This window comes from Streptomyces sp. NPDC087310, assembly GCF_044744405.1.
GTDB lineage: Bacteria > Actinomycetota > Actinomycetes > Streptomycetales > Streptomycetaceae > Streptomyces.
The window spans coordinates 673,298-695,003 of the sequence record NZ_JBIUYF010000004.1; the positions used below are offsets into that span (position 1 = coordinate 673,298).

General features: G+C 70.4%; 19 protein-coding genes. 9 read left to right on the forward strand and 10 right to left on the reverse strand.

Annotated elements, in window-relative coordinates:
• Nucleotides 1–399 precede the first annotated feature (399 nt).
• From ACIO3P_RS18225 to ACIO3P_RS18235, 3 genes are all read right to left on the reverse strand, one after another.
• Entirely contained in the window at nucleotides 400–1,065 is a 666-nt protein-coding gene (locus tag ACIO3P_RS18225) for a DUF402 domain-containing protein (protein WP_329829044.1), read from the reverse strand.
• Between the two features lie 62 nt (nucleotides 1,066–1,127).
• Nucleotides 1,128–2,525, reverse strand: a complete 1,398-nt coding sequence (locus ACIO3P_RS18230; protein WP_401851480.1) for a class II fumarate hydratase — start codon at nucleotides 2,523–2,525, stop codon at nucleotides 1,128–1,130.
• Between the two features lie 119 nt (nucleotides 2,526–2,644).
• Nucleotides 2,645–4,330, reverse strand: a complete 1,686-nt coding sequence (locus ACIO3P_RS18235; protein WP_329829046.1) for a fumarate hydratase — start codon at nucleotides 4,328–4,330, stop codon at nucleotides 2,645–2,647.
• A gap of 184 nt (nucleotides 4,331–4,514) precedes the next feature.
• Between ACIO3P_RS18235 and ACIO3P_RS18240 the strand changes: the two genes are divergently transcribed.
• On the forward strand, nucleotides 4,515–5,231 hold the full coding sequence (locus ACIO3P_RS18240; protein WP_329829047.1) for a DUF1707 domain-containing protein: 717 nt from the start codon (nucleotides 4,515–4,517) through the stop codon (nucleotides 5,229–5,231).
• A gap of 185 nt (nucleotides 5,232–5,416) precedes the next feature.
• The gene (locus ACIO3P_RS18245; RefSeq protein WP_329829049.1) at nucleotides 5,417–5,788 is read left to right on the forward strand and encodes a WhiB family transcriptional regulator; all 372 of its coding nucleotides are present in this window, start codon (nucleotides 5,417–5,419) and stop codon (nucleotides 5,786–5,788) included.
• Nucleotides 5,789–6,000: 212 nt separating this feature from the next.
• Here the strand turns inward: ACIO3P_RS18245 and glpX are convergent, their stop codons facing one another.
• Nucleotides 6,001–7,032: a class II fructose-bisphosphatase gene (gene glpX, locus ACIO3P_RS18250; RefSeq protein WP_329829051.1), complete on the reverse strand. Its 1,032-nt coding sequence runs from the start codon at nucleotides 7,030–7,032 to the stop codon at nucleotides 6,001–6,003.
• A gap of 132 nt (nucleotides 7,033–7,164) precedes the next feature.
• Between glpX and ACIO3P_RS18255 the strand changes: the two genes are divergently transcribed.
• Entirely contained in the window at nucleotides 7,165–7,803 is a 639-nt protein-coding gene (locus tag ACIO3P_RS18255; protein WP_401851776.1) for a DUF4245 domain-containing protein, read from the forward strand.
• A 409-nt stretch (nucleotides 7,804–8,212) separates the two neighbouring features.
• On the opposite strand, the gene ACIO3P_RS18260 is transcribed toward ACIO3P_RS18255, so the two are convergent.
• The 3 genes from ACIO3P_RS18260 to ACIO3P_RS18270 all read right to left on the reverse strand — a co-directional run bounded on the left by ACIO3P_RS18260 (nucleotide 8,213) and on the right by ACIO3P_RS18270 (nucleotide 11,277).
• On the reverse strand, nucleotides 8,213–8,458 hold the full coding sequence (locus ACIO3P_RS18260; protein WP_329829055.1) for an exodeoxyribonuclease VII small subunit: 246 nt from the start codon (nucleotides 8,456–8,458) through the stop codon (nucleotides 8,213–8,215).
• Nucleotides 8,459–8,538: 80 nt separating this feature from the next.
• On the reverse strand, nucleotides 8,539–9,750 hold the full coding sequence (gene xseA / locus ACIO3P_RS18265; RefSeq protein WP_329829056.1) for an exodeoxyribonuclease VII large subunit: 1,212 nt from the start codon (nucleotides 9,748–9,750) through the stop codon (nucleotides 8,539–8,541).
• Between the two features lie 51 nt (nucleotides 9,751–9,801).
• Nucleotides 9,802–11,277 (reverse strand): APC family permease, encoded by a 1,476-nt coding sequence (locus ACIO3P_RS18270; protein ID WP_401851477.1) that lies wholly within the window; start codon nucleotides 11,275–11,277, stop codon nucleotides 9,802–9,804.
• Nucleotides 11,278–11,363: 86 nt separating this feature from the next.
• Here ACIO3P_RS18270 and ACIO3P_RS18275 point away from each other — a divergent pair, with 86 nt between their 5' ends.
• Both ACIO3P_RS18275 and ppgK read left to right on the forward strand, forming a co-directional pair.
• The gene (locus ACIO3P_RS18275) at nucleotides 11,364–12,389 is read left to right on the forward strand and encodes a 4-hydroxy-3-methylbut-2-enyl diphosphate reductase (RefSeq protein WP_329829059.1); all 1,026 of its coding nucleotides are present in this window, start codon (nucleotides 11,364–11,366) and stop codon (nucleotides 12,387–12,389) included.
• Between the two features lie 101 nt (nucleotides 12,390–12,490).
• On the forward strand, nucleotides 12,491–13,228 hold the full coding sequence (ppgK, locus tag ACIO3P_RS18280; RefSeq protein WP_329829061.1) for a polyphosphate--glucose phosphotransferase: 738 nt from the start codon (nucleotides 12,491–12,493) through the stop codon (nucleotides 13,226–13,228).
• Between the two features lie 19 nt (nucleotides 13,229–13,247).
• On the opposite strand, the gene ACIO3P_RS18285 is transcribed toward ppgK, so the two are convergent.
• On the reverse strand, nucleotides 13,248–13,772 hold the full coding sequence (locus ACIO3P_RS18285) for a DUF6542 domain-containing protein (protein WP_329829675.1): 525 nt from the start codon (nucleotides 13,770–13,772) through the stop codon (nucleotides 13,248–13,250).
• A 305-nt stretch (nucleotides 13,773–14,077) separates the two neighbouring features.
• Between ACIO3P_RS18285 and ychF the strand changes: the two genes are divergently transcribed.
• Complete coding sequence (ychF, locus tag ACIO3P_RS18290) at nucleotides 14,078–15,166, forward strand: redox-regulated ATPase YchF (RefSeq protein ID WP_329829062.1); 1,089 nt, start codon at nucleotides 14,078–14,080, stop codon at nucleotides 15,164–15,166.
• Nucleotides 15,167–15,332: 166 nt separating this feature from the next.
• Here the strand turns inward: ychF and ACIO3P_RS18295 are convergent, their stop codons facing one another.
• Both ACIO3P_RS18295 and ACIO3P_RS18300 read right to left on the reverse strand, forming a co-directional pair.
• Nucleotides 15,333–15,740 carry a hypothetical protein gene (locus ACIO3P_RS18295; RefSeq protein ID WP_401851474.1) on the reverse strand — a complete coding sequence of 136 codons (408 nt, stop codon included), beginning with the start codon at nucleotides 15,738–15,740 and terminating at the stop codon, nucleotides 15,333–15,335.
• Nucleotides 15,741–15,748: 8 nt separating this feature from the next.
• Nucleotides 15,749–16,015: a hypothetical protein gene (locus tag ACIO3P_RS18300; RefSeq protein WP_401851473.1), complete on the reverse strand. Its 267-nt coding sequence runs from the start codon at nucleotides 16,013–16,015 to the stop codon at nucleotides 15,749–15,751.
• A 313-nt stretch (nucleotides 16,016–16,328) separates the two neighbouring features.
• On the opposite strand from ACIO3P_RS18300, the gene ACIO3P_RS18305 reads away from it, so the two are divergent.
• The 3 genes from ACIO3P_RS18305 (at nucleotide 16,329) to ACIO3P_RS18315 (ending at nucleotide 21,596) form a co-directional block, all read left to right on the forward strand.
• A complete protein-coding gene (locus tag ACIO3P_RS18305) occupies nucleotides 16,329–18,707 on the forward strand; it encodes an McrB family protein (RefSeq protein WP_401851471.1) in 2,379 nt (792 codons plus the stop codon).
• A 305-nt stretch (nucleotides 18,708–19,012) separates the two neighbouring features.
• Entirely contained in the window at nucleotides 19,013–20,227 is a 1,215-nt protein-coding gene (locus ACIO3P_RS18310; RefSeq protein WP_401851469.1) for an McrC family protein, read from the forward strand.
• A gap of 226 nt (nucleotides 20,228–20,453) precedes the next feature.
• Nucleotides 20,454–21,596 (forward strand): protein kinase, encoded by a 1,143-nt coding sequence (locus ACIO3P_RS18315; RefSeq protein WP_401978181.1) that lies wholly within the window; start codon nucleotides 20,454–20,456, stop codon nucleotides 21,594–21,596.
• Nucleotides 21,597–21,706 lie beyond the last annotated feature (110 nt).

Below are 21,706 nucleotides of genomic sequence, written 5' to 3' on the forward strand. Positions count from 1 at the left end.
ATTCCGTCCGTCCGGGCCGGGGGTGCGATGCGCTCTCTTCGACTGGGTGACAACCCTGGCGCACGGCTCCACTCCCCTCGTAGTGAGTCACTGTCGTTGTGGCGGGTCGTAGCGGTCAACAGTGTTACGTGCGTCGTGCGGTGACTGGTGGTCAGGTCGGTTGCAGAGTCACCCCGTTGAGGTGCGACGGATACGACGGATGCGACGTGCCGCGACCGGATGCGGTGTTCCGGAGGACGATCCTACGTTTGCACCCTGGGGGCACATCAAGGATCTCACGAGGACGTATGCGCCGGGGCGGATACCCGCACCCGAATCCTTTACTCCCCCGGTCACCCCGTCCGTCACGGCGACGCACTCAGGGAAATGTTCGAAGGGGGGCCCGCGGGTTCGGCCGGGTCAGGTGACGAGCCGGGCCGGGGTGCGGTCCCAGCCGTCCGGGAGGCGGGGGACCGGCCAGTGCGGCTCGGGGCGCCAGTGCTCCCAGCCGTCGCGGAACGGGGTGCCCCACGCGTCGATCAGTTCGATCGCCGCGCGCCCGGCCGCCTCGACCCGCCGGGCCTGGTCCCGCGGCATCAGGCCGTCGCGCTGGGCCTGGGCGAACTCGTCCTCGTCGCGCCACCGCCAGCTCCGGTCCGGGTAGACCTCGATGTCCAGGAAGTGGTCCTCGGAGTCGATGCCCCCGGCCCAGCGGGTGCGGGGCTCCTCCAGGTTCACGTACCAGTTCTGGAAGCGCCAGCCGCGCTCCCACCACAGCCAGACCGACCACGGTTCGCCCGGCCGCGCCAGCTTCAGCACGCCCATCCCGTACCACCGGTCGCGCACCACCGTGCGCGGCGCGGTGTAGCGGGTCGCCAGCGGCTCGTGGTGCACCGGGGCGCCGTCCGCGCGGGCCGGCCGGACACACGGGGTGTCCGGCGCCAGCCACACCGCGAGCAGTTCGTCCGTGTCCTGCACGACCGTGACAGGGCGGCAGATGTGCACGCCGTCCCCGGCGTTCTCCCGGTACCGCCACAGGATCTGGGTGCCCGCCGCCCAGTGTTCGTTCGCCGCCGTCTCCTTCATGGAGGGATCTTACGGGGTGTACGCGGCCGGTGCCGGGCCGTCGCGGACGGCACCACACTCGTTTACGGGCGTGTCATGCGCAGGACATCCAGGGCCTCGTCGAGCTGCTCCAGGGTGAGCTCCCCGCGCTCCACGTACCCCAGCGCCAGGACCGTCTCGCGGATCGTCGCGTGGTCCGCCAGGGACTTCTTCGCGACCTTCGCGGCGGCCTCGTACCCGATGTACTTGTTCAGCGGGGTGACGACGGACGGCGACGACTCCGCGTACGTACGGGCCCGCTCGACGTCGGCGGTGATCCCGTCGACCGTACGGTCCGCCAGCAGCCGCGACACGTTCGTCAGCAGCCGTACCGACTCCAGGAGGTTCTTGGCGATCACCGGGAGCATCACGTTCAGCTCGAAGTTCCCGGCGGCTCCGGCCACGGCGATCGTCGCGTCCGCGCCCGTGACCTGCGCGGCGACCATCAGGACGGCCTCCGGGATCACCGGGTTGACCTTGCCCGGCATGATCGAGGAGCCCGGCTGGAGGTCGGGCAGGGCGATCTCGGCGAGGCCGGTGCGCGGACCCGACGCCATCCAGCGCAGATCGTTGGAGATCTTCGTCAGCGACACGGCGAGCGTACGGAGCTGGCCCGACGTCTCCACGAGCCCGTCGCGGGCGCCCTGCGCCTCGAAGTGGTTGCGGGCCTCCGTCAGCGGCAGCCCGGTCGCGCGCGCGACCTCCGCGATGACGGCGGCGGAGAAGCCGGGCGGGGTGTTGATGCCGGTGCCCACCGCCGTACCGCCCAGCGGCAGCTCGGCCAGGCGCGGCAGCGAAGCGGTCAGCCGCTCCACCGCGTACCGGATCTGCGCCGCGTAGCCGCCGAACTCCTGGCCGAGGGTGACAGGGGTGGCGTCCATGAGGTGCGTACGGCCGGACTTCACGACGTCCGCGAACTCCTCCGCCTTGCGCTCCAGCGAGGCGGCGAGATGCTCCAGCGCCGGGATCAGCCCACCGGTGACGGCGCCGGTCGCGGCGACGTGGATGCTGGACGGGAAGACGTCGTTGGAGCTCTGCGAGGCGTTGACGTGGTCGTTGGGGTGGACGTCCCGGCCCAGCCGCTCGGTGGCGAGCGTGGCGAGCACTTCATTCGTGTTCATGTTCGAGGAGGTGCCGGAGCCCGTCTGGAAGACGTCCACCGGGAAGTGGTCGTCCCAGCGGCCCTCCGCCACCTCGGCGGCGGCCTCCTGGATGGCGTCCGCGATGTCCTGGTCGATCACCCCGAGCCCGGCGTTGACCTTGGCGGCGGCGGCCTTGATCCGGGCCAGGGCCTCGATGTGCGTACGTTCCAGCCGCTGCCCCGAGATGGGGAAGTTCTCCACCGCGCGCTGCGTCTGCGCGCGCCACTTCGCGTGCGCGGGGACCCGTACCTCACCCATCGAGTCGTGCTCGGTCCGGTACTGGTTCTCGTCGGTCGTCATCGTCGTCGTACCTCCTGTGAAGGTGAGCGTCCGGCCGATCCGATGTGTTCCCCCGCAGCCCGCTCCCGGACGGCCCGCTCCCGCACCGGAAGGGGCCGTCCGAGGGGTCGATCCGCCGATCAGCCGAGGCCGGGGCCGCGGACCGGGATGCTGGTGAAGGTGGGCGCAGGGGCGGGCTCGGTGAAGAAGTCGTTGCCCTTGTCGTCCACGACGATGAACGCAGGGAAGTCCTCGACCTCGATGCGCCAGACCGCCTCCATGCCCAGCTCCTCGTACTCGACGACCTCGACCTTCTTGATGCAGTCCTGCGCCAGCCGGGCCGCCGGGCCGCCGATCGAGCCGAGGTAGAAGCCGCCGTGCGCGTCGCACGCGTCGGTCACCTGTTTCGAGCGGTTGCCCTTGGCGAGCATGACCTTCGAGCCGCCCGCCGCCTGGAACTGCGCCACGTAGCTGTCCATCCGGCCGGCCGTCGTCGGGCCGAAGGATCCGGACGCGTACCCCTCGGGGGTCTTCGCCGGGCCCGCGTAGTAGACCGGGTGGTCCTTCAGGTACTGCGGCATCTCCTCGCCCGCGTCCAGCCGCTCCTTGATCTTGGCGTGCGCGATGTCACGGGCCACCACCAGCGGCCCGGTGAGCGAGAGCCGGGTCTTGACCGGGTACTTCGTCAGCTCGGCGAGGATCTCGTCCATCGGGCGGCGCAGGTCGATCCGTACGACATCGCCGCCCGCGTTCTCCCCTTCGCCCTCGCCCAGGTGCTCGTCCGTGGTGTCCGGCAGGAAGCGCGCCGGGTCCTTCTCCAGCTCCTCCAGGAAGACGCCCTCGGCGGTGATCTTCGCGACGGCCTGGCGGTCGGCCGAGCAGGAGACGGCGATCGCGACCGGCAGTGAGGCGCCGTGCCGCGGCAGCCGCACCACCCGGACGTCGTGGCAGAAGTACTTGCCGCCGAACTGCGCGCCGATCCCGATCCGCTGCGTCAGCTCGAAGACCTTCTCCTCCAGCTCCTTGTCACGGAAGCCGTGACCGGTGGGGGAGCCCTCGGCGGGCAGCTCGTCGAGGTAGTGCGCGGAGGCGTACTTCGCAGTCTTGAGGGCGAATTCCGCCGACGTACCGCCGACGACGATCGCGAGGTGGTACGGCGGGCACGCGGCCGTGCCCAGCGAACGGATCTTCTCCTCCAGGAACTTCATCATGGAGGTCTCGTTCAGCACCGCCTTCGTCTCCTGGTACAGGAACGACTTGTTGGCAGAGCCGCCGCCCTTCGCCATGAAAAGGAACTTGTACGCGCCGCCGTCGGTCGCGTACAGCTCGATCTGCGCGGGCAGGTTCGAGCCGGTGTTCTTCTCCTCCCACATGGTGAGCGGGGCCATCTGCGAATAGCGCAGATTCAGCTTCGTGTACGCGTCGAAGATTCCGTGCGAAAGGGCTTCCTCGTCGCCGCCCTCGGTCAGCACCTGCTGCCCGCGCTTGCCCATCACGATCGCCGTACCGGTGTCCTGGCACATGGGGAGAACGCCCGCCGCCGCGATATTCGCGTTCTTCAGGAGATCGAGCGCCACGAACTTGTCGTTCGAGGACGCCTCGGGGTCGTCCACGATCCTGCGGAGCTGCGCGAGATGGGCCGGCCGCAGGTAGTGCGAGATGTCGTGCATCGCCTCGGCGGCGAGCGTGCGCAGCGCCTCGGGGGCGACCTTGAGGAACGTACGCCCGTCGGCCTCGAAGGTGGAGACACCTTCGGCGGTCACCAGGCGGTAGGGCGTGGTGTCCTCCCCCAGCGGAAGCAGATCGGAGTACGCAAATTCCGGCATTACGGCCATTCCTCACTCGACAGACGGCGGCGCGGCCCCCATTGGCTGCGGCATGCACCAGCGTAGGGCGCGCCACCGACACCGCTCCTGTGAGGTAAGGCTCAGTAGGGACGTCCCGCGCGTTGACGCGCCGACACCTCCCAGCCCCTAGTCGCGATCTATCGCGTTTCGCTACCCTGGGCCCGTGGACCTCGAAAAGCAGCCTCAGCAGCCCCAGAAGCCGGCCGAGCGGAAGCCTGTCGCGGCGGCGGAGCCCGGGCCCGCGGGCCTCCGCGCCTCCGACGCCGATCGGGACAGGACCGCTGACATCCTCAGGGAGGCGCTGGCGGAGGGCCGTCTGGACGCCGAGGAGCACGGCGAGCGGATCGACGCCGTCTACCGGGCGAAGACCGTCGGCGAACTGGAGCCGTTGGTACGGGACCTGCCGGCCCCCGGCGCCGACGGCCGCGCCGCGGGTCCGTCGCGCGGCACGGCGGGCGGGTACGGCTACGGGCCCGAGGATCCGGAGGCCCCCGCCGAGAACATGATCGCGATCTTCAGCAGCTCGACGCGGAAGGGGCGTTGGCGAATCGGCGCCAAGGTCAACGCGTTCGCGCTCTTCGGCAATGTCGAGATCGACCTCACAGAGGCACTCTTCGGCCAGCGGGTCACCGTGATCAACGCGACGTCCATTTTCGGAAATGTGGAGATCACGGTTCCGGAGAACATCACGCTGCGGGGCAACGGAAACGGGGTCTTCGGCAATTTCGAGGTCCGCACGCTGGAGGCCCCGGACCGGGACGCGCCCACGGTCGTGGTGAACGGCTACTCCGTCTTCGGCAATGTCGAGGCCAAGCCGAAGCGCGGCAAGTGGATCGCGAACCTCGTCAACGACACCCTCCGCAAGCACCTCGGTCACTAGGGCTTTCGTCTGTACCTCTGGCGCCGATTTCCGGCCAAAGGCAGCCAGTTGGGGCACGGTGTCCGAAATTCCGCACGGCGTTCCGGACTCCGGAACTGGGTGCCACTCAGTGCATAGGCGTGCGCACAGCGGGTAGGGAAAGCTGCATCGTCTCTCGCTCGCGAAGCCGTCGTCAGGAGTAGACCGTGCTGCAACTGCCGCATCAGCCCCTCCAGGCGGCCGCCCTTCCGACCCAGCGGAGTCCCGCTCGGGAGGATCAGGCCGGCCCCTGGCATTCGGAGGCTGTATGCCGTCGGGACGAAGCGGGATTGTTCTTCGCCCCATCCAAGGAGCCGACAGCCGCGAGACTGGCGCGGGAGGAGGCCGCGAAGCGGGTCTGTGCCCGGTGTCCGGTGATGCTCGAATGCCAGGAGCACGCACTGCTCCAACCCGAGCCCTACGGGGTGTGGGGCGGGCTGACGGCGGCCGAGCGCCGCGTGGTGCTGGCGCGCCGCAGGCGGCGCGAGGTGGAGCTGCGCAAGGCGGCGGCCGTCGACCGCATCGCGGCGGCGGGCTGACGCTCCCGGCTCCGTTACGTGCGGGGGACGCGCGTACGCGGGACGCGTACACGAGGACGTGAACGGACGGAAGGGGCGCCCCGCCGCACAGAGGGGCACCCCTTCCGCCGAGTCCGTCCCGCGCGTCCCGGCCGGGACCGCGAGTCCGGGCCGGGACGCGCGGGACGGGAGCGCGAGTCGGGCCGGTAGTGCGAGTCCGGGCCGGGCAGGCGCTACTTGGCGCGGTCGAAGTCGATCGTGCTGTAGGCGCGGAGCTTCGCCAGCCGGTGGGTCGCGTCGATCTGCCGGATCGTGCCCGACTTGGAGCGCATCACCAGGGACTGGGTGGTCGCCGTCTCCGAGCTGTAGCGCACGCCCCGCAGCAGTTCGCCGTCCGTGATGCCGGTGGCGACGAAGAACACGTTCTCGCCGCTGACCAGGTCATTGGTGGACAGGACCCGGTCCAGGTCATGACCGGCGTCGATCGCGCGCTGCCGCTCCGCGTTGTCCTTGGGCCAGAGTTTGCCCTGGATGACACCGCCGAGACACTTTATGGCGCACGCGGAGATGATGCCCTCCGGGGTACCGCCGACGCCCATCAGCAGGTCGACGCCGGTGCCCTCGCGGGCGGCCATGATGGAACCGGCGACATCGCCGTCGGAGATCAGCTTGATACGGGCACCGGTCTCCCGGATCTCCTTGATGATGCCCTCGTGGCGGGGGCGGTCGAGGACGACGACCGTCACGTCCTGGGGTGAGAGGCGCTTCGCCTTGGCGACCCGGCGGATGTTGACCGCGACGGGCGCGTTGATGTCCACGAAGTCGGCGGCCTCGGGGCCGGTGACCAGCTTGTCCATGTAGAACACCGCGGACGGGTCGAACATCGTGCCCCGGTCCGCCGCCGCGAGCACGGCGATGGCGTTCGGCATGCCCTTGGCGTTCAGGGTGGTGCCGTCGATCGGGTCCACGGCGATGTCGACCTCGGCACCGGTGCCGTCCCCGATCTCCTCCCCGTTGAACAGCATCGGGGCTTCGTCCTTCTCGCCCTCGCCGATGACGACGACGCCGCTCATCGAGACGGTGGAGACGAGGGTGCGCATGGCGTTCACCGCGGCGCCGTCCGCGCCGTTCTTGTCGCCGCGTCCGACCCACCGGCCGGCCGCCATCGCGGCGGCCTCGGTGACCCGCACCAACTCCAGCGCGAGGTTGCGGTCGGGTGCCTCGGGAGACACCTCAAGGGGGGACGGAAGATGATGTTCGGTCAACGGAGCGCACCTTTCTGTACGGCGACGACCGGAAAAGAGGGTGATACGACTCTATCTGTACATCGACAAATTGAGCAGAGGGGCCCACGTATGAGCGCGACCGGGTGATGCGACGATGGGGCCGTGGCAGGTATGCGAGGCAGACAGACAGTGCGGGACATGTTCCTGTCGATGGCGGTCATCGGGGTCGTCGTCGCCGCGATCTACATGTTCATTCCGCATGACGACACACCGGCCCCGGTCAAGGCGGTCGACTACCGGGTCGAGCTGGTGACCGCGCGCCGCGCGGCGCCGTACCCGGTGCTCGCCCCGGCGGGGCTGGCGCAGACGTGGAAGCCGACCTCGGTCACGTACGAGCGGCAGAACGCCGACGCGTGGCACCTCGGCTATCTGGACCCGGACGGCGAGTACGTGGCGGTCGAGCAGTCGACGGCGCCCGCGAAGAAGTTCGTGGCGGAGGTCAGCCACCAGGCCGAGGACACCGGCGAGACGCAGCAGGTGGCGGGCGAGACCTGGCAGCGCTGGAAGGGGCCGAAGTACGACGCGCTGGCGCGTACGGACGGCGACGCCACGACGGTGGTGACCGGCACCGCCTCCTTCGAGCGGCTGGGCGAGATGGCCGAGGCGCTGGAGGCCGACAAGGACTCCGGTCAGAACTCCGGTACGGGGGCGGGCGCGAGCGCCGACGCGGACTCAGACGCGAGCGCGGGCAAGGGAACGGGAACGGGAACGGGAACGGGAACGGGAACGGGCACCGAACAGAGCCGGTAGCGCGGGCGCGAGGACGGGCGCGGGGACGGGTGGACGTCCCCGCCCGCACTCGGACCAGACTCGGAGCCGGTAGCGCGGGGACGGGCGCGGGGGCCGACGTCCGGCGAACGCCGCGAGGTCCGGCACCGGCCCGGCGAACGGCGCGGGGTCCGGGACCGGCCCGGCGAACGGCGCCGGCGGGGCCGCGACGGACGGGACGCCCCGGCCCGGCCCGGCGAACGCCGCGAGGTCCGGCACCGGCCCGGCGAACGCGAGGCCCGGGACCCGGCCCGGCGAACGGCGCCGACGGGGCCGCGACGGACGGGACGCCCCGGCCCGGCCCGTTCCAGGCTCGCCCGTCCCGCTCCTCCGGCTTCCGCTGCTCCCGCTGTTCCGCCACTCCCGCTGTTCCGCTACTCCCGCTGTTCCGCTACTCCCGCTCCTCCGGCTTCTTCTCGGCCAGGGAAGCGTCCAGCCGGGCCCTCGCCCCCTCCAGCCAGTGGCGGCACACCTTCGCCAGCTCCTCGCCGCGCTCCCACAGGGCCAGCGAGTCCTCCAGCGACGTACCGCCCGCCTCCAGTCGGCGCACGACCTCGATCAGCTCGTCGCGCGCCTGCTCGTAGCCCGGCGTGTCCGTGGCGGAGGCCGCTTCCGCGGCGTTGTCCGTGCTCGTCATGTCATCCACCCTATGTACGCGCGTGACCGCGCGATCCGACAACGATTCCGTCCGCGGCGCTCACCCCGCGGTCGCGACGCTCATTCCGCGACCACCCGCACCGAGAACTCGCCCTCCGCCACCCTGGCCCGCAGCTCCTCGGCCGCCGTGACGTCCCCCGGCGCCCGTACGACCGTCCCGTCCGGCCGCTGAAGCACCGCGTACCCGCGCTCCAGCGTCGCCGCGGGGGACAGCGCCACCACCCGCGCCCGGGTGTGCGACAGCTCCGAGTCCGCCCGGTCCAGCAGATGGCGCAGCACCCGCCGGCTCCGGTCGGCCAGCGCGGCCACCTCGGCTTCGCGCTCCTCCACCATCCGGTGCGGCCGCTCCATCACGGGCCGGGCGAGCGCGTGGGCCAGCCCGCGCTCCTCGCGGTCCAGCAGCCCCCGTACCGTACGCAGCGCCCGGTCGCGCAGGCCCTGGACCCGGTCCAGCTCCTCGCCCACGTCCGGCACGGTCTTCTTCGCCGCGTCGGTCGGCGTCGACGCCCGTACGTCCGCCACCAGGTCCAGCAGCGGCGCGTCCGGCTCGTGTCCGATCGCGGAGACGACCGGCGTGCGGCACGCCGCCACCGCCCGGATCAACTGCTCGTCGGAGAACGGCAGCAGGTCCTCCACGCTGCCGCCGCCGCGCGCCACGATGATCACGTCCACCTCCGGCAGCCCGTCCAGCTCCTTGACCGCCTGGACGACCTGGGCCACCGCGTTGACCCCCTGCACCGCCGTGTTACGGACCTCGAAGCGCACCGCGGGCCACCGCCGCCGCGCGTTCTCCAGCACATCGCGCTCGGCCGCCGAGGCCCGCCCGCAGACCAGCCCGACGAGCTGCGGCAGAAACGGCAGCGGCCTCTTGCGGTCGGCGGCGAACAGCCCCTCCGCCCCCAGCGAGCGCTTCAACTGCTCCAGCCGCACCAGCAGCTCGCCGATCCCGACGGGCCGTATCTCCGTCGCCCGCAGCGAGAGCTGCCCGCGCGGCGCGTACCACTCGGGCTTGGCCTGCACCACGACCCGCGCCCCCTCCGAGACCACGTCCGCGATCGCGTCGAACACCTGCCGGTAGCACGTGACGCTCACCGAGATGTCGTACGAGGGGTCGCGCAGGGTCAGGAAGACGACCCCCGCGCCCGGCCGGCGCGAGAGCTGGGTGATCTGCCCCTCGACCCAGATGGCGCCGAGGCGGTCGATCCATCCGCCGATGAGCCGCGAGACCTCACCGACGGGCAGCGGAGCGTCCGCGGACGTGTTGAGTGCCATGCCGAGGAGCGTATCGGCCGCCTCTGACAACGCCCCGGTTCCCCGCCCGCCTCATCGCACGGACCCGTCCCGGCCCGCCGTCCGCACGCCCGCCCGTCCACCGCGTCCCCGCTGCACCAGCAGCACCACCAGCCCCACGGCCAGCCAGATCGCGCCCACCACCTGCGCCGAGCCCGCCGCCTCCACGATCACCGCGATGAGGATCGCCGCCCCGATCACCGGCGCCACCACATGCGCGAACCAGCGCGGCGGCCCCTCCTCGCGCCGTACCGCGAACCACCCCACCACCGACGCGTGCAGCAGGACGAACGCCGTCAGCGCCCCCACGTCCACCACCGAGACCAGATGGTCCAGACCGTCCGGGCGCCGCGCCGCCCACACCGCGGCCACCAGCGTCACCACGGCGGCCAGCAGCAGCGCCACCCGGGGCACGCCCGCGTTCGTACGGGACAAGGCGTGCGGGAGTCTGCGCTCACGGCCCATCGCGAAGAGCAGCCGTCCGGCCGCCGCCTGCCCGGCCAGCGCCGCGAACGCCGCGCCGATCGCCTTGCTCACCGCCACCAGGTCGTGCAGCCAGGTGCCGACGGCCGTGTCCACCGCGTCGTAGAACGCGGACCCCTGCTTCGCGGGATCGGCCGCCAGTTCCGCCGAGGTCATCGGCTCCAGCAGCGCCACCAAGTAGGTCTGCGCGATGAACAGCACTCCGGCCAGCACCAGACAGAACAGCACGGCCCGCGCCACCTGCCGTGAACCCCCTGTCACCTCCTCGGCGAACGAGGCGATCGCGTCGAACCCGAGGTACGACAGCACCGCGACCGACACCGCGCCCAACACCGCCGCCAGGGAGAACCCCGTATCGCTCGTGAACGGCGACGACCAGCCGCGCGTCGCGCCGTCCCGTGCCAGCACCACCACGGCCGACACGACGAAGACCAGCAGGACGACGAGTTCCATCGCCAGCACCGCGAAGCCGACCCGGGCCGCCGCCCGTACCCCCCAGAGGTTGAGCAGCGTCGTGACCACCACGGCGATCGCCGTCCACACCCACCGGTCCACGGAGGGCACCAGCGCCTCCATGGCGATCCCCGCGAAGAGGTACGCCACCGCGGGGATCAGCAGATAGTCGAGCATCGCCATCCATCCGGCGATGAACCCGGGCCCCTCGCCGAGCCCCTTGCGCGCGTACGCGAAGACCGACCCGGCCTGCGGGGCGACCCGCACCATCTGGGCGTAGCTGAACGCTGTGAAGGCCATCGCGACGGTCGCCACGACATAGACCAGCGCCACGGATCCGTGCGACCTCGCGTCAAGAGTGCCGAAGACGCCGACGGGGGCCATGGGGGCGATGAAGAGCAGCCCGTAGACGACGAGGTCCCGGAAGCCCAGCGTCCGCCGCAGCCCGTCGCCGCCCGACGTGGCGCCCTCCGCGCCCTCCCTGCCCTCCCCGCCCGACGCGCCGCCCTTACCGTCCGCGGCTCCGGCGATCGTTCCTTCCCCGCCGCTGCCACCGGTGCCGCTGCCGGCCATCGGGTCCCTCCCTCGATCGCGTACGCACCAGTGTCGTGCAGAGGGAGGAAGTTCCGCCTCTTCTGCACGGCCTTACGATGGGAGGCATGACTGCAACGTCCCGCCCGTCGCCCGCCGCCACCCCTAGTGGAGACGCCGCGCGCCGCGCCGGCAAACGCGTCCTCCTCGCCGCACCCCGCGGCTACTGCGCGGGTGTCGACCGTGCCGTGATCGCCGTCGAGAAGGCCCTGGAGCAGTACGGGGCGCCGATCTACGTCCGACACGAGATCGTCCACAACAAGTACGTCGTCAAAACCCTGGAGAACAAGGGCGCCGTCTTCGTCGACAGGACGGCGGAGGTCCCCGAGGGATCCATCGTCATGTTCTCGGCGCACGGCGTCGCCCCGGTCGTCCACGAGGAGGCGGCCGAACGCAAGCTCGCCACCATCGACGCCACCTGCCCCCTGGTCACCAAGGTCCACAAGGAAGCCGTGCGCTTCGCCAACGAGGACTACGACATCCTTCTCATCGGCCATGAGGGCCACGAAGAGGTCATCGGCACCTCGGGCGAGGCCCCGGAGCACATCACGCTGGTCGACGGCCCGGAGGATGTCGCCAACGTCGAGGTCCGCGACGAGTCGAAGGTCGTCTGGCTCTCCCAGACCACGCTCTCCGTGGACGAGACGATGGAGACGGTCGACGCCCTCAAGGAGAAGTTCCCGCTGATGATCGCGCCCCCGAGCGACGACATCTGCTACGCCACCCAGAACCGTCAGATCGCGGTCAAGCAGATGGGCGCCGACGCGGACCTGGTGATCGTCGTCGGCTCCAAGAACTCCTCCAACTCGGTACGGCTGGTCGAGGTCGCCCTCGGCGCCGGCGCCCGCGACTCCCACCTGGTGGACGAGGCCGCCGAGATCGAAGAGGCATGGCTCGACGGCGTCTCCACGGTCGGTGTCACGTCGGGCGCCTCCGTACCGGAGATCCTGGTCGACGGCGTCCTGGAATGGCTCTCGGAGCGCGGCTTCGAGGACGTCGAGATCGTCAAGGCGGCCGAGGAGTCGATCACGTTCTCGCTCCCGAAGGAGCTGCGCAAGGACCTGCGGGCCGAGGCCGCGGCGCTCTCCAGGTAGTACGGTCCGCGGCGGCACGCGGCGGGGCGGAGCGGTGAACAGGTCGAGCCGTTCTGCTTTTGCGCACGTCGCTGTCAGCATCTGCCCGTAACGTTGTGTCCATGAACGTCTTCGGAGTGGACATCGGTGGCTCGGGGATCAAGGGTGCGCCCGTGGACCTGGAGCGCGGCGACCTGGTCGAGCCCCGCTACAAAGTGCTCACGCCACACCCGGCGACGCCCGAGAGCGTCGCCGACGGTGTGGTGGAGGTCGTCCGGCATTTCGGCTGGTCGGGGCCGGTCGGGATCACCTTCCCCGGGGTGGTGACGGGCTCGGTGATCCGTACGGCCGCCAATGTCGACAAGGCGTGGATCGACGTCGACGCGGGCCAGGTCCTCGGTGACCACCTCGGCCTGCGGGCCACCGTCCTGAACGACGCCGACGCGGCGGGCGTGGCGGAGATGGCCTTCGGCGCGGGCCGCGGCCGTAAAGGCACGGTCTTCCTGCTGACCTTCGGTACGGGTATCGGCAGCGCGCTCTTCATCGACGGGCGCCTGGTGCCCAACACGGAGCTGGGCCATCTCGAACTGCACGGCCACGACGCGGAGAAGCGCGCGTCCACGAAGGCCAAGGACGACGAAGAGCTGAGCTGGCACCACTGGGCGCACCGGGTCCAGAAGTATCTGGCCCATGTGGAGATGCTCTTCTCGCCCGAGCTGTTCATCATCGGCGGCGGGGTGAGCCGCAAGGCCGACAAGTTCCTCCCGCTGATCGAGGGGATCAGGGCCGAGATCCTGCCGGCCGAGCTGCAGAACAACGCGGGGATCGTCGGCGCGGCGATGGCGGCGGCAGGCCGCTGACACGGCCCGCCGAGGTCCGCTATCCCCGCCGTACCGCCCGGGAGGCGGTGGCGCCGCTCCGCGGGGCCGGTGTCCGGCCGCTCCCGGCCGTCCGGCCCCGGGGCCCGGCGCCGGCCCGGGTGGCGGCCATCTTCTCCCTGGCGAGCTGCCGCCGCCCCATCTCGCGCACCTTCCGTACGGTGGCGATGAGCCCGGCGACGAGCGTGCCGCCGTACAGCCAGCCCGCGTGGACGGCCAGCGTGGTGACGAGCCCCATGACCTGCCCGCCGAAGCCCTCGGTCCCGCCGGAGATCGGCAGCGCGCCCACGGCGAAGGCGATCGGCACGGTGATCGGCGCGGTGACCAGGTCGGCGGGGCGCACCCACAGCGCGGTCACGGCGCTGACCGGCAGGAACAGCACCCCGTACACCACCGGCTCGGCGTCGAAGAGCAGCGCGTCCAAGAAGGCGAAGAAGAGCATCGAGGCCGTGGCGAAGAGCCCGGCGCCCAGCCCGGTGAGCCGCGGGTTGGGCAGTCTGCGCAGCCGCTGCACGACGGGCGGCACGCGCCGTCGGCGCGCCGCGGGGTGGTGCCGCGGCCGGTGCCGCCGCGGGGGCTGCTGACGTGTCCTCTGCTGCTGCTCCACCGGACCAACGTAGGTGGCGGAGGCGGACGAAGCGGGGAACCGGGGTCGGGACACGCCCTCCGGATGACGCCGGAGCTGAGTTCGAGGGCCCGGCGGCGGACCGGCCACCGTACGGCGCCCGTCACCGCCCACCGCACCACGCCCGTAAACTGGGAGATCGGGCCGCGAAGGTCCTCAGCCAGTCCTCGGCCGCCGGCCGGTCCTCACTCCAGGAAGTCGCCAACGTGTCGCTCACGATCGGAATCGTCGGTCTGCCGAATGTCGGCAAGTCGACCCTGTTCAACGCCCTGACCAAGAACGACGTGCTGGCGGCCAACTACCCGTTCGCCACCATCGAGCCCAACGTCGGCGTGGTCGGCGTACCGGACCCGCGCCTGAACAAGCTGGCGGAGATCTTCGGCTCGCAGAAGATCCTCCCGGCCACGGTCGACTTCGTCGACATCGCCGGCATCGTGCGCGGCGCCTCCGAAGGAGAGGGACTGGGCAACAAGTTCCTGGCGAACATCCGTGAGTCGGACGCGATCTGCCAGGTCATCCGGGCCTTCAAGGACGAGAACGTCGTTCACGTCGACGGCAAGGTCTCGCCCAAGAACGACATCGAGACGATCAACACCGAGCTGATCCTGGCCGACCTCCAGACGATCGAGAAGGTCCTCCCGCGCCTCCAGCGCGAGTCCCGCATCAAGAAGGAGGTCCTGGGCCAGGTCAAGGCGATCGAGGAGGCCCAGGCCATCCTGGAGACCGGCGAGACGCTCTTCTCCGCCGGCATCGTCCAGGGCACGGAGAAGGCCGAGCCCCTGCGCGAGCTGCACCTCCTGACGACCAAGCCCTTCCTCTACGTCTTCAACGTGGACGAGGAGGAGCTGACGGACGACACCTTCAAGGACGAACAGCGCGCCCTGGTCGCCCCCGCCGAAGCGATCTTCCTCAACGCGAAGCTGGAGTCCGACCTGGCGGAACTGGACGACGACGAGGCCCTCGAACTCCTCCAGTCGGTAGGCCAGCAAGAACCGGGCCTCGCCACCCTCGCCCACGTCGGCTTCCGCACCCTGGGCCTCCAGACCTACCTGACGGCAGGCCCGAAGGAATCCCGCGCCTGGACGATCAAGCAGAACGCCACGGCCCCCGAGGCGGCCGGCGTGATCCACACCGACTTCCAGAAGGGCTTCATCAAGGCGGAGGTCATCTCCTTCGCCGACCTGGTGGAGACCGGCTCGGTGGCCGAGGCGCGCGCGGCGGGCAAGGCGCGTATGGAGGGCAAGGAGTATGTGATGCAGGACGGGGACGTGGTGGAGTTCCGGTTCAACGTGTAGCGGGTGGCACCACCACGTCGATGATCCAGTAAATATGCAGGTCGGAAGGGGTCGGACCGTTCGAGGTCAGGCCCCTTCCGACCTGCACTGCCTCGGGACGGGAAAGGGCTCCCCCGCTGCGGTGTGCGGCGAAGGGGGAGCCTCAAAGAGCCGACCGCCTACCGGATCAGCTCCCGTCCTCGTCCCGTGTGCGGGGTTCGGCGGGCCGATGCGGGCTGTGCGAAAGGTCCCAGAGGTGTGGAGACGTCGTGTCGTCCTCCCGCGTCTCCCACTGGTCTCTGTCCCTTTCGTTTGCGCCGCTCCCCGCCACTCCCGGCGTGAACATACCCCTGCCCGCGCCGACATCCGGGTCTGCGACCACGTAGTTGAACGGCGAGCCCTCGGAGGCCGGGAAGCGCGGCGACCAGGGCCCCGTGGTGTCTCCTTCGCCCGAAGGCCCACCCTCCGGCTGCTCGCCCCTGCCCTCGCCGGGCGCCAGCAGAAGGGTCAGCCTGATCTCCTCGGCGGCCTCGTCCAGCCCGGCCGCTTCCAGGCTCCGCACCACACGGTGAACGAACACTGTGTACTCGTCCATGTCCGGCTTCAGGCCCGCCGCCGCCAGCAGCAGGAGCAGCCGATCCGAAACCCCTGTTCCAGGGCAGCGTAGGCGGTGCCGAGGTGGCGTCGAGGTGGAAGAGGGGCAGGGCGAAGCGGTAGCCGGCGCCGGAGCAGCAGATCGCCGGCCAGGAGCAGGTCGCCGATGCGTTCGCGGAACGTGACGCCGCGGCCCATGCTGATCAGCCAGCAGGCGCGGGCGGCGTACGAGGCGTCGTCGAGCTGTTGGACGAGGGCCGCGACGGGGGACGTCATGAGGCCGCATGGTGATCGCGGCGCCCGGAGATGGGGAGTCACCGGCGGAGCACCGAGCAGTCGTCGGGCCACGGGGCGCGGCCTTCGGCTTGCCGGCCTCGAAGGAGTCGCGTGTCAGGTCGATGGGTCACCGGGCGGGGGCGAGCGGCTCGTCTGATGCCGGGGGCCGTCGGCCGGATAACCGTGCCCCACGACGGCAAGGGGTTCGAGCCGAAGATCGCCCGCGAGTGGCGGGGAGCACTCGTGACCGTGAGCGACGGGCAGCTTGGCTTGTGAGGCTGAGCCCCAGGAGCCCAGCGCTGACACGGGGCCGGTGTTGCCAGTGGCAGCGACTATTTTGGATGCGCTGGAGTTGATCTGGTCGGGGAGTCGCGTGGGCGGTCGCCGCCCACGGGAGGGGGATGCCATGAGTGCCGTCACCGAGTTGAGCGCGCGGGCGGTGCACGCCGCCATGAAGGTCCTGCACCGGTTGTCGACCGGGGAGGGGCTGGCGTTCACCGAGGTGTGGGAGCGGGTGCAGGAGATCGATCCCACTCTGAAGACGGAGTGGGACGAGGAGTTCCCGGACCTCGCCACCAACGCTCGGACGAAGTTGCGGTACGTCAGCATCAGCCTGGTGAAGGCGGGCTGGCTCAGCAAGACGGGCCGGAGGTGGCAGCTGACCGGCCCGGGGCGCCAGGCGTTCACCGCGTACGAGGGGGACAGGGACGCCCTCCTGGCGCGTTCCTTGGAGCGATACGGCTACTGGAGTACCGAGCGCTTGGCCTTCGACCAGGCGGCGGATGTGCTGGAAATGCTGCCCGACTCCCATCAGTGGGTCGCCACAGCCGACCTCGCCGAGGCCGTCGGTCTGGAGGAGGAGCCGCTGCGGTCCTGGATCCAGGCCGGCCGAATGCGGGGCTGGCATCTTGCCCTGGGGCAGGACGGGGAGGTGCCCGAGCAGCTTGAGCTGACGGAGCGCGAATACGACGATTGGCGCACGCTGCTGGAGGAGAGCCGGGTCTACGACATCACGGCCTCCGGCGGCCGGGCGGTGCGGGCGAAGCTCAACCGCAGGCTGCCGACCGAGCAGCTGACCGAACTGGTAGCCGGGCAGGACACCACTTCCGCAAAGCCTGAACTGCCCCGCCGTGCCTGGTTGATCCCAGGCACGGACCTCGCCGGGTTGCCCCTGATCCGCTCCCTCTGGCGGGACAAGGACGTCTGTACTCTCTCTGCGGATCGTCTCCCCACACTCGGACCGGAGACGGAACCGAAGGAGGTCCGCGAGATCGTCGACACGTACTACACCGATCTGAGCCAGGCCCGCCGGAGTGAGACCGCCGCCTCCTTCCATGCGTTCCTCTGGCGGATGAAGGCGAACGACATCGTCATCACCACCGACGGTGACCTCATCTACCTCGGCGAGGTCGGGGAGGAGGAGGCGACGCAGGCGGTCACCGGCGATGGGACGGTACTGCAACGGCCCGTGCAGTGGGTCAATGTCGAGAACCCGCTCACCCTCGACGACCTGCCCCGACACCTCACCGGCCCTCTGGGCAATCCGAATGTCGGCCTGCTGGAACTGTCCGAGTTCACCGCGGACCTCGAAGTCCTCCTCGACCAGGACCCCAGCCGGACCCCGAGCGGCTCGGTCGCCGATGCCGAACTCCCGGACGCCACACAGGAGCTGGCAGACAAGCTGACCATGCCGGATCCCGAGTGGCTTCAGGAGTGTGTGGAACTGCTGCGTGACCGGCCCCAGTTGATCCTTTACGGCCCGCCCGGCACCGGCAAGACCTACACAGCCCTCGCTCTGGCCCGCCATCTCACCGGCGGGCGTCAGGCCAATGTCCGACTGGTGCAGTTCCACCCGGCGTACTCCTACGAGGACTTCTTCGAGGGCTTCCGGCCGCGCGCCGTTCCTCTCGCGACGGAGGAAGGAAATAAGGGGGCAGTCGGTTCGAGCACCGGGCAAGGCCGACCTCCTGGCGGGTCGGCCGACGGCCGGGGACTGTCCGACGCCGGTTCGGGCATCGTGTTCGACCTTGTACCGGGACCGCTCAAGACGCTCGCCGAGGACGCGGAGAAGAGCAAAGGCGAGACGTTCGTCCTGGTCATCGACGAGATCAACCGCGGCCATCTCGCCAAGGTCTTTGGCGAGTTGTATTTCCTGCTCGAATACCGCAAGGAGTTCGTGCACCTGCTCTACGGCTCGGACGAGGGCCACCGGTTCCGGCTGCCCCCCAATCTCGTCATCATCGGGACGATGAATACCACCGACCGCTCCATCGCCCTCATGGACGCGGCGATGCGTCGGCGCTTCTCCTTCATGGAGCTCCACCCGGCCCGGAAGCCAGTGAAATCCTTCCTGGCCGACTGGCTGGAGAACAAGCAGCTCCCGCCCGACGCCGCCACCCTGCTCGACGCCCTCAACGCTCGTATCGAGCAGGTCCGGCTTGACGACCGGGACTTCCGGATCGGCCCCTCCTACTTCATGCGGTCCGCCGTACACACCCATGCCAAGGGGCTGGATCGGGTCTGGCGGCACCAAATTCTTCCGCTCCTCAAAGAGCTCCACTGGGGCGACGACGTGGATGTGGAGGCCGAGTACGGCCTGGATGTGCTTCGGGAGGAGACTGGTCTGACCACAGAAGCAGGTGACGGCGCGGTGCGGGCCGACGTCCCGGCGGCGCCGGGAGCTGCCGAGTGACCGCTGCGGGAGATGACGCCCAGGCAGCCCCGGCCCCGGTGGCCGCGGAGACGACGATCATCCGACCGGGCGTGCCACCGCCCGCAACACCTCCGCTCGCTTCCGGCGCCCCGGCCGTACCGGATCCGCGCCGCCCTCCGGGTGCGTCGCGTCGCACACCTACGGGACCACCTGCGTCCACCTCGCCTCGGGCTTCATCTCCGCCCCGGCCCCCGACCCGCCCGGCGGGTACGGGACAGTCGACACGAAGACACGCTCTCCAGCCTGTCGACGTCAAGGAAGGCGCAGGCTGGCACGCCCGACCGTTGACCGATGCCCAGGTCGACACCCTCAGCACGCGGGAAGCCCGGAAACTCGTCGATGTCCGTCCCGTTCGGGGGCGACAGGGCGGCGCCCGCTGGGAAGTCCAGGCCAAACGAATCGTCGGCGCCGTCAGACTCGGCCAGGGCGACGGCGCTGTCATGCTGCGCATCGTTCCAAAGATCACGATCGACCGGCTGCTTTACCTGCTGGCCCACGCCCAGGAGAGGCGACCGCGCTGGCAGCCCGACCCCGTCGACGCCTCGGTGCGCAACGAATTGTTCCCCGCGATCGCGACACTCTTCGTCCGCGCCGCCGAACATGCGCTGTGCACCGGTCCGCTCTCCGGCTACAGCGGCCGAGAGGACTCCGCGATGATGCTGCGCGGTCGGCTCCGTGCCGGCGCCCAGCTCCGTCGGCGTCCCGCTCTCGCCCTGCCACTGGAGATCGCCTACGACGAACACACCCCAGACATACCCGAGAACCAGCTCCTGCTGGGCGCCGCCCGCCGACTCGCCCGCCGGGCGGATGTTCAGCCCAGCCTGCGCGCCAAGCTGCGTCGGCTCGACGCCCAGCTCGAAGGCGTCACCGCACCTCCACCCGGCGCCCGCGTGGCCACCTGGACGCCGAATCGGCTCAACGCCCGCTACACACCCGCACTGCGTCTCGCAGAGATCGTTCTACGAGGTGCCTCGTTCGAGTACGAGGACGGGCGGCATGTCAGCGTGGACGGGCTGTTGTTCAACATGGAGAAGGTCTTCGAGGACTTCCTCGCGAGTACCCTCGGCGCGGCCCTGGAACGGCACATCGGCGGACGCAGCCAGCCCCATCCGCGCACCCACCACCTCGACGACGCAGGCGAGCACATTCTGCTGCCCGACCTGGTGCACCGGCTTTCCGGAGCCGACGGAGGTCTCCACCCCGCGATCATCGTGGACGCGAAATATCAGGAAGGTTTCAAACGCGAGAATCTGTACCAGATGCTGGCGTACTGCACCTGCTTCGGGCTGGCCGAGGGGCACCTCGTGTCCGCGGCGGGTGACATCGACGGAGCTCCCCTGCGTGTCGCGGTCCCCGGGGGTGCGATCACGCTTCATCGGCATGTCCTCGATCTGTCACTGCCGTATCCCGAGCTCGCCGCCAGGGTCGACGAACTCGCCAGGGTGATCGCCGCGGCCCGGACGGCCGCTCCACACCCCCGGGCGAGGGCGGCGACATGACCGGTGTACACGCTCGTAGCGGGTGTAATCCGGACGGCTCCCCGCCAAGGGCGGGCGGGGAGCCGTATGGGGAGCGGTACGCCGGAATCCCGGGCTTGCATAGACTGCTCGCCGGTCGGGCTGGGCTGTGTTTCGGGGCGGCGGTCGCGGGTCGTGCGGGGAAAGGCGGGGTGTTGTGGAGCCATTGAGGGACGATGACCCGAGGGTGATCGGGGGCTTCACGCTCGTGTGCCGGATCGGGGCCGGCGGTATGGGGCAGGTGTTTCTCGGTGAGTCCGCGGCGGGGCATCACGCCGCTGTGAAGGTCATCAAGCCTTCCGTTCTCGACGAGGACTCCCGTGCGCGCTTCGTTTCCGAGGTGGACAGCCTGCGCACCGTGTACGGGCCGTTCGTCGCGGCTTTCGTGGGCGCCGACGCGGACGCCGACCAGCCGTGGCTCGCCGTGGAGTACGTTCCCGGACCGGATCTGCGCTCGCTGGTCGCCGGGCAGGGCCCCTTGCCGCTCGTCGAGACCGCCAGCCTCGGGGCTCTGCTGTCGGAGGGTCTCGGTACGGTGCACGACGCGGGGCTGCTCCACCGCGACCTGAAGCCGCAGAACATCCTGTTGGCCCCGTACGGCCCCAAGGTGATCGACTTCGGTCTCGCCGTGCTCGCGGAGCGCCGTACCACCCTGACGGCCACCGGTTTCGTCGTCGGCAGCGTGCTCTGCATGCCACCGGAACAGGCCCGGGGCGAGCATCAGTTGGACCGGGCGGCCGATGTGTACGCGCTGGGTGCGGTGCTGCTGTTCGCCGCGACCGGACACTACCCGTACGAGGGGCCGACCTGGCAGGCCGTCGCCCTGAAGATCGAGGACCCGGACACCCTTCCCGACCTGACGGACGTGCCACCGGAGCTCGTACCACTGATCACGGACATGCTGGCGCTGGATCCGGGCGCCCGGCCGGATCTGCCCGAGGTCATCGAGCGGCTTGTGTGCGTCATTCGCGACCAGGGGCTGACGGCTCTCCAGGCCAAGCGCCGCCTCACCGACCGGACGCCCGAGATCGTCGTGCCCCACCTTCCCGCACAAGCTCCCGAACCCGAGCCCGGAACCGGTACGCCCGTCTTCACGCCGGTCGTCCTCGACCCGGCGGCGGTCGAGGACGAGGAGCAGCCGGGCGCGCCGGAGCCCGCTGAGCCCGAGCAGCACGACACCGACACCGAATCCGGCGGGGAATCACGGAGCGCCGGTCCCCCCGCTCCCCAGGCCGATGCCTCCGGGCCGGGCGGTACGCAGCCCCCAAGGGCCACCGGTGTCCGCCCCACGGCGCCGCTGCGGATTGCCGAGCGGATGCGCGCCGCATACGCCCGCGAGGCGCGCTTCTGAGCGGCGTAGGTCGCGTGCTGAAGCCCGTACGGGCCTTTCCGTCTCCGTGACAGACTTGCGGTCGCGGTATAGGCGGTATACGCGGTACAGGTGCGGTCGTGGGAGCGCAC

Bases quoted from the DNA above. Each gene is read 5' to 3' on its own strand.
- ACIO3P_RS18225 (WP_329829044.1), bottom strand. From the start codon at position 1,065: ATGAAGGAGACGGCGGCGAACGAACACTGGGCGGCGGGCACCCAGATC.
- ACIO3P_RS18230 (WP_401851480.1), bottom strand. From the start codon at position 2,525: ATGACGACCGACGAGAACCAGTACCGGACCGAGCACGACTCGATGGGT.
- ACIO3P_RS18235 (WP_329829046.1), bottom strand. From the start codon at position 4,330: ATGCCGGAATTTGCGTACTCCGATCTGCTTCCGCTGGGGGAGGACACC.
- ACIO3P_RS18255 (WP_401851776.1), top strand. From the start codon at position 7,165: ATGCGAGGCAGACAGACAGTGCGGGACATGTTCCTGTCGATGGCGGTC.
- ACIO3P_RS18260 (WP_329829055.1), bottom strand. From the start codon at position 8,458: ATGACGAGCACGGACAACGCCGCGGAAGCGGCCTCCGCCACGGACACG.
- xseA (WP_329829056.1), bottom strand. From the start codon at position 9,750: ATGGCACTCAACACGTCCGCGGACGCTCCGCTGCCCGTCGGTGAGGTC.
- ACIO3P_RS18270 (WP_401851477.1), bottom strand. From the start codon at position 11,277: ATGGCCGGCAGCGGCACCGGTGGCAGCGGCGGGGAAGGAACGATCGCC.
- ACIO3P_RS18275 (WP_329829059.1), top strand. From the start codon at position 11,364: ATGACTGCAACGTCCCGCCCGTCGCCCGCCGCCACCCCTAGTGGAGAC.
- ppgK (WP_329829061.1), top strand. From the start codon at position 12,491: ATGAACGTCTTCGGAGTGGACATCGGTGGCTCGGGGATCAAGGGTGCG.
- ACIO3P_RS18295 (WP_401851474.1), bottom strand. From the start codon at position 15,740: ATGGACGAGTACACAGTGTTCGTTCACCGTGTGGTGCGGAGCCTGGAA.
- ACIO3P_RS18300 (WP_401851473.1), bottom strand. From the start codon at position 16,015: ATGACGTCCCCCGTCGCGGCCCTCGTCCAACAGCTCGACGACGCCTCG.